Source organism: Pueribacillus theae (genome assembly GCF_003097615.1).
GTDB classification, from domain to species: Bacteria; Bacillota; Bacilli; order Bacillales; family UBA6769; genus Pueribacillus; species Pueribacillus theae.
The window spans coordinates 38,111-51,969 of the sequence record NZ_QCZG01000009.1 but is presented as its reverse complement, the minus strand read 5'-3'; the positions used below and the strand labels follow the sequence as shown (position 1 = coordinate 51,969).

Here is a 13,859-nt window from a genome sequence, read left to right as displayed (position 1 = left end):
ATAAACATGAAATGAACCAAATAGCAAAAAGAAAGAGAGATAATGTAATGTGCCAGATGGAAAAATTAGACTCATTCTGCTTTACATGAACTACATAGCAGTGTTCTTAAAAAGCAGGATTTTCCCTGTTTTTTTCTGTCTTACTAAGCTTATTTAGGAGGATCCATGAGAAAGATACAGATTGCCATCGATGGTCCTGCAGGCGCAGGGAAAAGTACAGTGGCCCGCCAAGTAGCAAGTAATTTAAATTACTTATACATTGATACAGGCGCTATGTTTCGTGCGTTAACGTATGAAGCGATTAAAGCGAATATTCATTTTTCTGATGCCGCCGGTTTAAAGAAGCTGCTGGAAAATACGGAGATTCATCTTATTCAGGATAAAGTCGGACAAAAAGTGATTGTGAATGGGGAAGATGTTACTGAAGCCATTCGTTCTCAAGAGGTCACGAATGCCGTCTCAAAAGTTGCTGTCCATAAAGAAGTTCGCGAAGAAATGCTTACAAGGCAGCGTTTTCTCGCAAAGAATGGCGGCGTTGTAATGGACGGAAGAGATATTGGAACATGTGTCTTAAAAGATGCCGCACTAAAAATCTTCCTGACAGCTTCGGTAGAAGAAAGAGCGAGGAGAAGGTTTGAAGAACTCCTTTCAAAAGGGGTATCTACTAACCTGGACGAGCTGCAAACAGAAATTGAATTGCGGGACAGACAAGATTCAGAACGGGAAATTGCCCCTCTCAAAAAGGCTGAAGATGCGATTGTCATCGACTCGACAAACCTGTCAATTCAAGAAGTTGTCAATAAAATATTGGGACTTGTGAAAGAGAGGAACGGATGATGAACTTCATTTATCTTCTCGGAAAATTTTTGTTTTTTATTTATTTCAAAACCTTTAACAGGCTTACGATTGTAGGAAAAGACAATATTCCCGTTGATAAAGGTGTCTTATTATGCAGCAACCATATTAGCAATTTTGACCCTCCGCTTGTCGGAGTAGCAACGCCAAGAAAAGTGCGGTTTATGGCGAAGGCGGAATTATTCAGCAATCCAATCATGAAATGGTTAATGAATGCTCTCGGGACGTTTCCTGTTAAAAGGGGATTAAACGACAAACAAGCACTACGAAATGGCATAAATATATTAAACAATGGGGAAGTATTGGGATTTTTTCCCGAAGGAACGAGAAGCAAAACTGGGAAACTTGGCTCTGGTTTGGCAGGAGCTGGTTTTTTTGCCCTTCGTTCCGATGCGGTTGTTGTTCCGTGTGCCATTGTCGGTTCATACAAACCATTTAAAAAAATAATTATAATTTTTGGCAAACCGGTAAATTTTAAGGAATATAGCGAAAAAATGTCAGCCAAAGATGCTACTGCAATCATTATGGAACAAATTAGTGGACTGTTAGAATCTTCGGAAAGAAATATTTGACATTTACAACGTTTTGTATAACCCTTATTAAAAAGGGATTCATTTTTTGTTTGTAATTTAAGGAGGGTATGTCAATGGTTGATGAGAGGAATAATGAATTGACACTAGAGATTGGGCAAGAAGTAACTGGTACGGTTTCAAAAATTGAAGAAAAACATGCATTGATTGATATAGGCTATAAAATTGAAGGCGTTCTGCCAATAAGCGAGCTTTCAAGCCTGCATATTGATAAAATAAGCGATGTTTTATCTGAAGGTGACGAGCTGAAATTAAAAGTTAAAAAATCCTCTGAAGATGAAATAGTCTTATCAAAAAGAGCTGTCGACGCTGAAAAGGCATGGGAAGATTTACAGGGCAAGTATGAGAATAAGGAAACATTCGATGTTGAAATTGCCGATGTTGTAAAAGGCGGTTTAGTTACTGATCTCGGTGTTAGAGGGTTCATTCCTGCGTCATTAGTAGAAAACCATTTTGTAGAAGACTTTTCTGATTATAAAGGAAAAACGCTGGCCGTAAAAATCGTTGAATTTGATCCTGACAGCAATAAAGTTATTCTATCTCACCGTGCGGTATTAGATGAAGAAGCCGAGAAGAAAAAGAAAGAAATTTTAACAAGCCTGCAACCTGGAGAAGTAAAGACAGGTATTGTACAACGCATCACCGACTTTGGTGCATTCGTTAACATTGGAGGCATAGACGGCCTTGTTCATATTTCGCAACTAGCCCACCATCATGTAGAAACACCTGATGAAGTCGTTAAAGAGGGGGATGAAGTAAAGGTGAAAATCCTTTCAGTAGATGTGGAAAATGAACGGATTTCTCTCTCAATTAAGGCCACTCTTCCAGGTCCGTGGGAAGAATTAGAAGGTAAAATTAAACCTGGCGATGAATTGACAGGAACTGTAAAAAGGCTTGTTTCTTTTGGTGCATTTGTAGAAATTGCGCCCGGAGTCGAAGGCCTTGTTCATATTTCAGAAATCTCAAATCGCCACATCGGCACACCTGCTGAAGTATTGAAAGAAAATCAAGAAGTCAAAGTGAAAGTTCTCGATTTCAACCCAGAAGCAAAGAGAGTTTCTTTAAGTATTAAAGCACTTGAACAAAATACGAACGACTATTCAACTACTCATAAGAATGACTATGCACAACATGATTCAGACACTTCAACTGGTTTTTCAGTTGGAGATATGATTGGAGATCAGTTGAAAAAATATAAATAGCCGGGGATAAAGCATGAGAGAAAAAAGAAAAAAAGAACATATCGAATATGCACTCTCCACAGGTCAGTCTCGGGAACACGGATTTCATGATGTTACATTCGTTCATCAAAGTTTGCCAGGGACTTCGCTTTATACGATCGACTTAACGACAAAAATTGGTGAACTTGATTTAAGTTTGCCAATTTTTATTAATGCGATGACAGGTGGCGGGGGACGGAGAACAGAGAAAATCAATTCGCAGCTGGCAGAAGCAGCCCGGGAATGCAATCTTGCGATCGGCGTTGGTTCTCAAATGGCAGCAATCAAAGACCCTTTCCAAGAAAGAACCTATAAAGTGATGCGGGATAAAAACCCAAATGGGGTTATCTTCGCCAATCTAGGAAGCGAAGCAACGGTAGAGGAAGCAAAAAAGGCAATCGAGATGATTGAAGCAAATGCACTCCAAATTCACGTAAATGCCGTCCAGGAACTTGTCATGCCAGAAGGGGATCGAGATTTTTGCGATGCCCTTTTAAACATTGAGAAAATCGCAAAACATATTGAGATCCCGCTTATTGTTAAAGAAGTTGGATATGGCATGAGCAAAGAAACGGCAAAAAAACTACTGGATGCCGGTGTAAACATCGTAGATATCGGTGGTTTTGGAGGCACCAATTTTTCTTTAATTGAAAATAAAAGAAGAGACAGAATGTTAACTTTTATGAACGAATGGGGAATTCAAACAGCTAGTTCCATTGCGGAAGTGACGCAAACTTCTCCGTTTATCGATGTGATTGCTTCTGGAGGTATTCAAACTGGATTGGAAGTTGCTAAATCAATCGCTCTCGGTGCGTCTGCTTGTGGGATGGCCGGTTTCTTTTTAAACATTTTATTGAATGAGGGATTGGAATCATTAATCAAAGAAATCGAATACATATTGAACGAACTTAAAATGATCATGACCGCTCTAGGAAGAAAGGACATTCAATCTCTACAAAAAGCTCCTATTGTCATTAGCGGTAACACACATCATTGGTTAACTGAAAGAGGAATAAAACCTAGTAAATTCAGCAACCGTTAAACTGTCTATTCGATCGAATAGACAGTTTTTTTACGAACATTAGGCGAGAACGCCCTTCATTTCAATGAGGGGATGAATCGCCTTATTTTTTTATTTTGACTTAAAATCACTTGCATGTCCGTTTTCTTTTTCATATAATGAAATATAGAAACATACGTTCCGTTTGAGGAGGTGAAAACATGGCAACTATCACCTATTTGGTCAAGTTAAAGAAACCTTCAAAAAGGAAACACAAAGCGTGGCTGCGAGAACAAAAAACGTTTGTTCATTGCCTGAACGATTGTGTCACCCGCTTGTTGAATGGCGAGAAACTTACCTCCAAAAATGTTCCCTTCCCTTTAAAGAGCACCATCAAAAATGAAGCGATTCGCCGAGCAAAGAAAGCCGTATCTGACTATAAGATGGAAGTAGCGAAATCCATCCCCGTTTTTAAAGCAAACACCCCTATCAGCATTAATAACCAAAACTGGGATACACAATTCAAAAAAGGCCGCTGGTATCTTGGCTTCACAACGAGTATGGGAAAAAAGTATCTGCCTGTTCTCGAAACGGATTGGGTGAACACCTATTTCCCATACTTAACAAAACTGAATCGAAACTTTCGCGGTACGATCCAACTCCTTCGCAGGAGGCGAAACTGGTATGTGGCGATCCCCATCGAAATCTCCTGTGACATTGGGCAATCATCACAAAATAAAGAAACACAACGTACACCCATTGGTATTGACCTTGGCTTAAGGCATATTGCGGTGATAACGGAGTTAGAGCCGGGAAAGCGGCAATGGTTCAGTGGAAAAGAAGTCGGTTATATCAGGCGCCATTTTAGATCCCTGAGACGTTCTCTAGGTAAAAAGAAAGCACAGCGTGCAATCGAACAAATCGGGAATAAAGAAAGGCGTTGGATAACGGACTACAACCGCAAGTTAGCTCATGACCTTATCACATTTTGCTTGCAATTTAACCAGCCGATGATTCAAATTGAGCAACTCGAAAATATCCGAAACACGTGTAAAACAACGAAACAAGCTGATCGGACCATTCACTCATGGCCTTTTTATCAATTGAAAATGTTTATCAAACAAAAGGCAGCCAAACATAACATTCCTGTCACCGATATCGATCCCTACAAGACAAGCCAAACTTGTTTTCATTGCGGGTATGAGGACAAAAGGAACCGTTACAAGAGCAAATTCCATTGCAAACAATGTGGCTATGTTTGTCATGCCGATTTAAATGCGGCGAAAAACATCGCAAGAAGCGCAAGAAGTACGAGCCTGGCGGTGTAGTTCAATTGAACGATAGACCAGGTGCCTGCAAGGTATAATCCTATGCAGGAGGGTCGTTGTGGCACGACCTTCAGCTGTCATAATGAAGACAGGTCAGAAATGGAACAACGGGCACGACTATTTCTTCATCCGTGCCTCTGTCGGAGTGAGCAGCTACCGATCTTTCACAAGAAAGCTCTCTATTTCAATGGAGAGAGGGTGTCACTTATGGGTTTCTTTTATTATGGCTACACTTATAAAAAAAATGAAAATGAGTGGGCTATAAATGGAAGAGATTATTTTTTACTGGGTTGCTTGGATTTTCTGGGTTTGGATTACATGGATAATGGCTAAAAACAAAATGCGTATTCGATTAGGAATCATTACGCTTCTAGCAATAATTTTTTCAAGCTATGACATCGCTATGTTTCATTTCTTGATTAATGGAGGCGTCATTTTCTTTTTATGTCTTTCCATCTACCTTTTAGTGACGGAATCATTCGTGTTTCAAATTTATCTTTGCTTAACAAGCTTGATGATTAGTCTAGGGTATATATCTTTAATTTTGTTTTCCATTTATGATCCGGTATGGTTAATTGTTTCATTATCCTTCATTGCTGCAGTTTACTTATCTATGATGTGTACTTTTTTTTCAAAAAAATTAAACCATCAATTGATCAATTTATTCCTGTCAGCGACAATTGGAGAGATTGGTTTAGGGATTATTCTAAATGAGATTGGATTGTATAATGAAATTGGGACGGACGGATTTCTAACTCGTTTGACGCTGGCTATTGTTGGCATCATGCTCATTTTCGCCTATAAACAATTTGTAAACTTTATGGACCGGCTGGTTCACAAACTAAAAGAAGAAAAACGAAATGTTATATGATTGGCAAAGTTTGTTTGAAGACTGGGTGTATTTTTGTTAATATGAATAAGTTGATATCGCAACCTTTCCCTTCTAAACTGAAGGGTTTTTCTATATAGAGCTGTTTAAATTTGAACGTATTATTGAAAAGAAGAAAGGAAGAAAATGAATGCCAAAACCGGTTGTAGCCATCGTAGGACGCCCGAATGTTGGAAAATCCACTATTTTTAATCGAATCATAGGAGAACGCATCTCAATTGTTGAAGATATGCCGGGCGTAACCAGAGACCGGATTTATGGAACGGGCGACTGGTTAAACCATACATTTCATCTTATTGATACTGGCGGCATTGACATTGGAGATGAGCCACTCTTGGTTCAAATAAGACAGCAAGCCGAAATTGCGATCGATGAGGCGGATGTCATTATTTTTGTTGTAAACGGAAGAGATGGCATCACATCGGCAGATGAAGAAATAGCCAAACTTTTATTTCGCTCAAAAAAACCCGTCGTATTAGTTGTTAATAAAATAGATAATTTTGAAAAACGAAATGAAGCTTATGAATTTTATTCGCTAGGTATGGGAGAGCCCATTCCTGTTTCAGGCTCCCACGGATTGGGAGTCGGTGATATGCTAGACGAAGTAGTAAGCCATTTCCCAACGATTGATCTTGAAGAATATGATGAAAATGTCATTTGCTTTAGTTTGATCGGCCGGCCGAATGTAGGGAAGTCCTCACTGGTTAATAGCATCCTTGGAAGAGAAAGAGTCATTGTAAGCAATATTGCAGGTACAACAAGGGACGCGATTGATTCTTCTTTTGAAAAGGAAGGGCAAGAATACGTTATCATTGATACAGCAGGCATGAGAAAAAGAGGAAAAGTATATGAAACCACAGAAAAGTATAGTGTGTTGAGAGCATTGCGGGCAATTGAGCGCTCTGATGTTGTTCTTGTCATTTTAAATGCGGAAGAAGGCATTATTGAACAGGATAAAAAAATTGCGGGCTATGCACATGAAGCAGGAAGAGCTTTAATTATCGTCGTGAACAAGTGGGATGCAATCGAAAAGGACGAACGGACAATGCAGCAGTTTGAAGCAAAGATTCGAGATGAATTTCAATTTATCAGCTATGCGCCGATCCTATTTGTATCCGCCCACACAAAACAGAGATTAAACGCAATCCTTCCAATGATCCAAACCGTTGCAGAAAATCATGCGCTGCGCGTAAAAACGAACGTGCTCAATGATGTCATCATGGACGCAATCGCGATGAATCCTACACCGACGATTAAAGGAAAACGTCTTAAAATAAATTATGCAACCCAAGTATCGGTAAAGCCGCCAACGTTTGTTGTTTTTGTGAATGATCCTGAACTTTTGCATTTTTCTTACAAACGTTTTTTGGAAAATCGGATTCGTGATACGTTCGGGTTTAAGGGAACACCCATTAGGATTATCGCTCGGAAAAAAAATGATTAAGGGGGCACAAGATGGTTATCTTTTTTTCCATTTTGATTGGATATTTACTCGGTTCCGTTAATTTTAGCTACCTAATAGGTAAAATTTATAAAAAAGTTGATATTCGAAAATATGGAAGCGGAAATGCTGGGGCAACAAATACACTGCGAGTGTTAGGCAAAGGGCCTGCCATTATAGTTCTTATATTAGATATTTTAAAAGGGGTAGCTGCTGTTCTTATAAGTCATGGAATTGGTGGAGAAGCCTGGGTTCCTTTTTTGGCGGGATTATTTGCTGTAATCGGGCATAATTGGCCTGTCTTTTTTGGTTTTCGAGGCGGCAAAGGAATCGCAACAACCATTGGCGTATTGTTTACACTGGTGCCAATTCCTTCCCTTCTTGCAGGTGTTATCGCCATTCTTCTTATCCTTATTACACGATATGTTTCACTTGGTTCTTTAGTTTATACTGGATTAACGCCTTTTTTTATTTTATTAATAGGCAATCATCCCATTTCATTTTTTTATATTGCTTTAGTGATCACAATTTTGTCTTTATGGAGGCACCGAACGAACCTTAAAAAGCTTGTTCAAGGCAAAGAAAGTAAAATAGGAGAAAAACATGGAATTGAGGATGTGAATAATTCATGAAAAAAATTGCGGTACTTGGAGCCGGAAGCTGGGGAACAGCACTTGCGATCGTATTAGCCGATAATGGGTACAATGTAAGTGTATGGACTCGCCGCCCCGAACAAGCATTAGAAATAACCGGGCAAAAAACGAACAAGAAATATTTACCCGGGATTAACCTGCCGGAAAATATTACAGCGAACACGAAAATGGAAGACGTTATAAACGGGGTTGACACTATTGTACTTGTTACACCGACATTATCAATGCGTGAAGTATTGCCAAAGTTAAATGAAAAGCTGCAAAACCCGGTTACGATCATACACGCAAGCAAGGGGATTGAACCAGATAGCCTGAAAAGGATTTCCGAAATTATCGAAGAAGAAGTTGAAGAGAAGCACTTAAAATCCGTCGTTGTTTTATCGGGGCCAAGCCATGCTGAGGAAGTAAGTTTGCGGCAGCCTACAACGGTAACAGTCTCATCAAAGGATAAACAAGCATGCGAGGATGCTCAAGATTTATTTATTAATAACTACTTTAGAGTCTATACAAATCAAGACATTATCGGTGTGGAAATAGGCGGGGCACTAAAAAATATTATTGCGCTTGGTGCGGGTATTTCTGATGGCCTTGGGCATGGGGATAATTCCAAAGCAGCGCTTATGACGAGAGGTCTGGCGGAAATTACGCGCTTGGGCGGGCAACTCGGGGCAAACCCTTTAACATTTGCGGGTTTAACAGGGATTGGCGATTTAATTGTGACGTGCACAAGTACCCATAGCCGCAACTGGCGGGCTGGCTATGCCATTGGACAAGGCAAGAAGCTAGATGAAGTACTGAGTGGGATGGGGATGGCGGTTGAAGGGGTTAGAACGACATTGGCCGCATCCCAATTGGCGGAAAGATACGGTGTCAGTATGCCAATCACTTCCGAACTATACAAAGTGCTATTCAAAAATAAAAACCCTAAACATGCTGTTGACGATCTGATGAAGAGAGACCGTACTCATGAGGTTGAAGATCTAACATCAGTATTTGCGACACAGCTCATGGATCAATCGAAAGAAAATAACCAGTGAAAGAATGGATTCACGAAGTGTGTCCCCCCGCATAAAATATTTTAAGTTCTCTAGCGGGAGGTGGACCATACATTGAATCAAAACTTCTTTGATAATATTGAAAAGAAAACAAATGTAAAGAAAGAAGACATTTTTAAACTAGCAAACTCAGTTAGCAACGCCAATTTCAAAGATGAAAGAACGGTACGAAAACTGATTGCAGACGTAGCCAGGCTCGCAAATGTTCCAGTATCAAAAGAAAAAGAAGACAAGATTGTGGATGCAATCGTAAATAACAATATGCCTGCTGATTTATCCCAGTTAGCTAAAATGATAAATAAAAAATAAATACCGCCAAATAGGCGAATCAATGATGCGGACTTTCGCGATTGGCATAGAATAATAATGCAAGAAAGATATAGCTGTTTTCAAATGAAACGGTTTAGTCAAGCAAGCTGAAGAAAGGCGCCCCTTTGCTTCAGCTTTTTTTCAATCTGGCTTCTGACCCCTGACTTCCTAAGAAAGACGCGTCAGCGTTTTTCTAAGATGATGAATAGACTAATTTCTAACTTCTAAAACAAACGAAATCGGCTATATGGCCGATTTCCACAATTTCAACCTCTACCTCTCACTTCTACAATAGATGTGTTATAATGTTGAGGGAAAAATTTGAGGAGGCATGAGTGATGTCACCAGGATTAATGAAAATGTGGGTTTCTTTTGTTGCAATTGCATTAATGTTTATTGCTGTTTTTACGATTATGATTAGCAGGGACAAGCTTAAAGGCGTTCTAAAAGTTATCGTTTCTGCCTTTGCCTATTTGTGTATGATCACAGCAGGATTGATTATATTTATCGTTGTATTTAGCGGACCGGTGCCAGAATAACAAATCGATTGATTTAAAGGATATGATATCGTTGCGTAAGAAAGTCGGCTTTATCATTTTAACCATTATGTTTAGCTTTTGTTTATCAGGCTGCCTTTACCCAGAAGATCGTAAAGCAGAAAACCAAACTCCTTATGAAGATCAATTGTCAGCGGTTCAGAAAGCAGTCGATGAATATCAAAATTCCCAAGGTGTTTTGCCAATTTTGAATCGTGATGAGGGCACACCTATTTACCAAAAGTATCCGATCGATTTTAATCGGTTAATCCCTCGCTACATACAGGAGCCGCCGGGAAATTCATTTGAAAATGGTGGGGTTTTTCAATATGTACTTGTTGATGTTGAAACGAATCCAACGGTTAAGCTCATTGATTTAAGGATTGTTGAAGAAATACGGAACTACCAATTTCAAATTAATCAATATAAGCGAGAAAATAAATATCCGCCTTATGAAAAAATAATCGATGATAATATCTTTCAATTGAACCATAAAGAACTTGGATTCGATTCCACCCCTCAAGTGAAAAGTCCGATTACAGGCAACCATTTACCGTTTATCATAAACGGGCAAGGTGAACTATTTGTGGACTATTCGCAAGATCTGTATCAATTTTTACAGGAATATGATGATAAATTTCAAGAAGGCGAAGATATACGGGATATACTTGTAAAACATTCTCCGTTTGTTCCTGTTTTTTCTGTTCCTTACACAGTTAAAGATGGGGAACCTGTTTTTCTAACAAAATAACTATAAAAAATGTAGTCGGTCTCGTAAATAATAGGCATGATTCCTCCCATGTTTTAATAAAAGTAAAAAAGGGAGGTTTTTTTGTGTTGAAAATCGCTGAAATTCAGGGGATCCATTCTTTTTAATGATAACGAATCTTTTAAACGAAGATGTCATATCTTTTGGACAACATCATAGAAATATAATGTACTAACAGATCTGGTGATAAATTAAAAAATGTTATGTCCCAAATATATTGACTGCGGAGGGGATGAAATGGAAAGAGTAGATATCTTTAAAGATATAGCTGAACGCACAGGAGGTGATATTTATCTTGGTGTCGTTGGCCCTGTGAGAACTGGAAAATCCACTTTCATAAAAAAATTTATGGAACTGGTCGTCCTTCCAAATATTGAAAATGAGGCGGATAAAGTAAGAGCACAGGACGAACTTCCGCAAAGTGCTGCCGGCAGAACAATTATGACGACAGAGCCAAAGTTTGTCCCGAATAACGCCGTTTCAATCAATGTTGATGAAGGTCTTGATGTGAATATTAGACTAGTTGATTGCGTAGGTTACGCGGTACCAAGCGCTAAGGGCTATGAAGATGAATCTGGCCCTAGAATGATTAATACCCCTTGGTATGATGAACCCATTCCTTTCCAAGAGGCTTCTGAAATTGGAACACGAAAAGTGATTCAAGAGCACTCAACATTGGGGGTTGTCGTAACAACCGATGGTTCGATTGGCGAGCTTCCAAGAGAAGAATATATTGAACCGGAAGAAAGGGTCGTTAATGAGCTTAAGGAAGTTGGTAAACCGTTTATTATGATTATCAACTCAGCACAGCCTCACCATCCGGATACGAACGAATTAAGAAAATCGCTTATCGAAAAGTATGATATTCCAGTCATTGCGACAAGTGTTGAAAACATGACTGAACAAGATATTCATGTCGTTTTAAAAGAAGTATTGTTTGAGTTTCCGGTTTTGGAGGTCAATGTTAACCTGCCTAGCTGGGTAATGGTGCTTAAAGAAGAACATTGGTTAAGGGGAAGTTATGAAGAAGTTGTTAGAGAGACCGTTAAGGATATTAAACGGCTGCGGGATGTCGATCGTGTCGTCAATCAATTTGGAGATTATGAATTCATCGATGATGCGAAGCTGGCGGGGATCGAGATGGGGCAAGGAATTGCGGAAATCGATCTTTATGCACCGGATGATTTATATGACCAAATTCTAAAAGAAGTTGTAGGAGTTGAAATACGGGGTAAAGACCACCTGCTTCAGCTTATGCAGGAGTTCGCCCATGCGAAATCGGAATATGATCAAGTATCGGATGCATTGAAGATGGTGAAGCAGACAGGTTACGGCATTGCGGCGCCATCGCTGAATGATATGAGTTTGGACGAACCGGAGATTATTAGACAAGGCTCACGCTTTGGCGTAAGGCTTAAAGCTGTCGCACCGTCGATACACATGATAAAAGTGGATGTCCAATCGGAATTCGCGCCAATCATCGGCACTGAAAAACAAAGTGAGGAATTGGTAAGATACTTAATGCAGGATTTTGAAGAAGATCCACTTTCAATTTGGAACTCTGATATTTTCGGAAGGTCTCTCAACTCACTTGTCAGAGAAGGAATCCAGGCTAAATTATCGTTGATGCCTGAAAATGCCAGATATAAATTAAAAGAAACGCTTGAGAGAATTATTAACGAAGGTTCAGGCGGCTTAATTGCAATTATATTATAATTCGTCGATTTAAAGCCCTCTGTCGATTTTTAAATATTCTTGTATGCAGAAGACTCCTCATTAAAAAAAGGAGTCTTTTTTCCTTTTTATGGAGGGAATTAAGCAATTTTCTAGAAAAATTAACAAAAAAAGCATAAAAACATTGAATTTATCACGTTATTCATTTATTATAAGCGTTGTTAAGCATTGATAACACTCATTCAAGTATAATTCTTTCGTATTTTGTTAATGAAAGTAGTATCAGAATCTTTGAGAGGAGGTGAATAGGATGAACAAAACTGATTTAATTAATGCTGTAGCAGAAGTTACTGAGATTTCAAAGAAGGATGCTACAAAAGCGGTTGATGCTGTTTTTGATGCGATTACTGACACACTTAAAAAAGGTGAAAAAGTACAATTAATCGGCTTTGGTAACTTTGAAGTTCGCGAACGCGCTGCTCGTAAAGGTAGAAATCCTCAAACAGGTGAGGAGATTGATATTGCGGCAAGTAAAGTTCCGGCTTTCAAACCGGGGAAAGCCCTAAAAGACGCGGTTAAATAAACTATATACATAGGGCAGCAAAGAAGAGTCGTTATTCGGCTCTTCTTTTTGTAATTAAGAGTTTAAAGGAATATTTTAACCGTTAGGAAGTTTTCTTTGCGTAGACATAAGGCCTATGCTAAAATTCCTTTGAATGGAGGAATTAAAAATGGCGCGATTTGATAGCGAAAAAATAGAGCAAGCTGTAAAAATGATTATTGAAGCGATCGGGGAAGATCCGAATAGAGAAGGCCTTATTGATACGCCCAAAAGAGTGGCACGCATGTATGAGGAAGTTTTCCAAGGATTGAATCAAAATCCAAAAGATTATTTTGCAACGATTTTTGGCGAAGAACATGAGGAACTTGTTCTTGTAAAAAATATACCGTTTTACTCGATGTGTGAACATCACCTCGTTCCTTTTTTTGGAGAAGCTCATGTCGCATATATTCCAAAAGATGGAAAAGTCACTGGACTTAGCAAACTCGCCCGGGCTGTTGAAAGCGTGGCACGCAGGCCGCAGCTTCAGGAAAGGATTACTTCAACGGTCGCTAATTCGATTGTAGAGACGTTGTCTCCACATGGAGTGATGGTTGTTGTAGAAGCTGAACATATGTGTATGACAATGAGGGGCATTAAGAAACCGGGAGCAATCACTGTTACTTCTGCTGTACGGGGTTGCTTTGAGAATGATCCTGCTTCAAGAGCTGAAGTTCTAAATTTAATGATTAAAAAATAACGAGGTGAAAGCGATGAATGGACAAGATTTTTTTGTTATAAAAGCGAAAGAAAATGGTGTTAATGTCATTGGCTTAACGAGAGGATCGGACACACGATTCCACCATTCTGAAAAACTCGATAAAGGCGAAGTCATGATTGCTCAGTTCACTGAACACACATCAGCAATGAAAATTCGAGGCAAAGCCATCATTCAAACGAGTCATGGAACCATTGATACTGAAGACTAACGTAAGGTGT

Annotated in this window: 17 protein-coding genes; all 17 read left to right on the top strand. The window is 39.2% G+C overall.

Annotated features, from left to right (window positions below; all coding sequences use genetic code 11):
• Nucleotides 1-165: 165 nt before the first annotated feature.
• The 17 genes from cmk to mtrB all read left to right on the top strand — a co-directional run bounded on the left by cmk (nt 166) and on the right by mtrB (nt 13,849).
• Nucleotides 166-837, top strand: a complete 672-nt coding sequence (gene cmk, locus DCC39_RS06210) for a (d)CMP kinase (RefSeq protein ID WP_116554025.1) — start codon at nt 166-168, stop codon at nt 835-837.
• A complete protein-coding gene (locus DCC39_RS06205) occupies nt 837-1,427 on the top strand; it encodes a lysophospholipid acyltransferase family protein (protein WP_116554072.1) in 591 nt (196 codons plus the stop codon). The genes cmk and DCC39_RS06205 overlap by 1 nt, the downstream gene beginning before the upstream one ends.
• 74 nt (nt 1,428-1,501) lie before the next feature.
• Nucleotides 1,502-2,647: a 30S ribosomal protein S1 gene (gene rpsA / locus DCC39_RS06200; protein WP_116554024.1), complete on the top strand. Its 1,146-nt coding sequence runs from the start codon at nt 1,502-1,504 to the stop codon at nt 2,645-2,647.
• Between the two features lie 13 nt (nt 2,648-2,660).
• Nucleotides 2,661-3,707: a type 2 isopentenyl-diphosphate Delta-isomerase gene (fni, locus tag DCC39_RS06195; RefSeq protein ID WP_116554023.1), complete on the top strand. Its 1,047-nt coding sequence runs from the start codon at nt 2,661-2,663 to the stop codon at nt 3,705-3,707.
• A gap of 179 nt (nt 3,708-3,886) precedes the next feature.
• Nucleotides 3,887-4,993, top strand: a complete 1,107-nt coding sequence (locus DCC39_RS06190) for an RNA-guided endonuclease TnpB family protein (protein WP_116554022.1) — start codon at nt 3,887-3,889, stop codon at nt 4,991-4,993.
• Between the two features lie 58 nt (nt 4,994-5,051).
• The gene (locus DCC39_RS06185) at nt 5,052-5,258 is read left to right on the top strand and encodes a hypothetical protein (RefSeq protein ID WP_116554021.1); all 207 of its coding nucleotides are present in this window, start codon (nt 5,052-5,054) and stop codon (nt 5,256-5,258) included.
• Nucleotides 5,259-5,864, top strand: a complete 606-nt coding sequence (locus DCC39_RS06180) for a YphA family membrane protein (RefSeq protein WP_116554020.1) — start codon at nt 5,259-5,261, stop codon at nt 5,862-5,864.
• A 148-nt stretch (nt 5,865-6,012) separates the two neighbouring features.
• On the top strand, nt 6,013-7,326 hold the full coding sequence (gene der / locus DCC39_RS06175) for a ribosome biogenesis GTPase Der (RefSeq protein WP_116554019.1): 1,314 nt from the start codon (nt 6,013-6,015) through the stop codon (nt 7,324-7,326).
• Nucleotides 7,327-7,337: 11 nt separating this feature from the next.
• On the top strand, nt 7,338-7,955 hold the full coding sequence (plsY, locus tag DCC39_RS06170; protein WP_116554018.1) for a glycerol-3-phosphate 1-O-acyltransferase PlsY: 618 nt from the start codon (nt 7,338-7,340) through the stop codon (nt 7,953-7,955).
• The gene (locus tag DCC39_RS06165) at nt 7,952-9,013 is read left to right on the top strand and encodes an NAD(P)H-dependent glycerol-3-phosphate dehydrogenase (protein WP_116554017.1); all 1,062 of its coding nucleotides are present in this window, start codon (nt 7,952-7,954) and stop codon (nt 9,011-9,013) included. Before plsY ends, DCC39_RS06165 begins: the two co-directional genes overlap by 4 nt.
• 72 nt (nt 9,014-9,085) lie before the next feature.
• The gene (locus DCC39_RS06160; RefSeq protein ID WP_116554016.1) at nt 9,086-9,340 is read left to right on the top strand and encodes a stage VI sporulation protein F; all 255 of its coding nucleotides are present in this window, start codon (nt 9,086-9,088) and stop codon (nt 9,338-9,340) included.
• 338 nt (nt 9,341-9,678) lie between these two features.
• The gene (locus DCC39_RS06155; protein WP_116554015.1) at nt 9,679-9,879 is read left to right on the top strand and encodes a DUF2768 domain-containing protein; all 201 of its coding nucleotides are present in this window, start codon (nt 9,679-9,681) and stop codon (nt 9,877-9,879) included.
• Nucleotides 9,880-9,901: 22 nt separating this feature from the next.
• Nucleotides 9,902-10,627, top strand: coding sequence for a hypothetical protein (locus tag DCC39_RS06150; RefSeq protein ID WP_407071838.1), 726 nt, complete (start codon nt 9,902-9,904; stop codon nt 10,625-10,627).
• A 255-nt stretch (nt 10,628-10,882) separates the two neighbouring features.
• Nucleotides 10,883-12,361 (top strand): stage IV sporulation protein A, encoded by a 1,479-nt coding sequence (spoIVA, locus tag DCC39_RS06145; RefSeq protein ID WP_116554014.1) that lies wholly within the window; start codon nt 10,883-10,885, stop codon nt 12,359-12,361.
• A gap of 268 nt (nt 12,362-12,629) precedes the next feature.
• The gene (locus DCC39_RS06140) at nt 12,630-12,902 is read left to right on the top strand and encodes an HU family DNA-binding protein (protein ID WP_116554013.1); all 273 of its coding nucleotides are present in this window, start codon (nt 12,630-12,632) and stop codon (nt 12,900-12,902) included.
• Nucleotides 12,903-13,050: 148 nt separating this feature from the next.
• Nucleotides 13,051-13,620 (top strand): GTP cyclohydrolase I FolE, encoded by a 570-nt coding sequence (gene folE, locus DCC39_RS06135; protein ID WP_116554012.1) that lies wholly within the window; start codon nt 13,051-13,053, stop codon nt 13,618-13,620.
• A gap of 13 nt (nt 13,621-13,633) precedes the next feature.
• Nucleotides 13,634-13,849, top strand: a complete 216-nt coding sequence (gene mtrB / locus DCC39_RS06130) for a trp RNA-binding attenuation protein MtrB (protein WP_116554011.1) — start codon at nt 13,634-13,636, stop codon at nt 13,847-13,849.
• Nucleotides 13,850-13,859 lie beyond the last annotated feature (10 nt).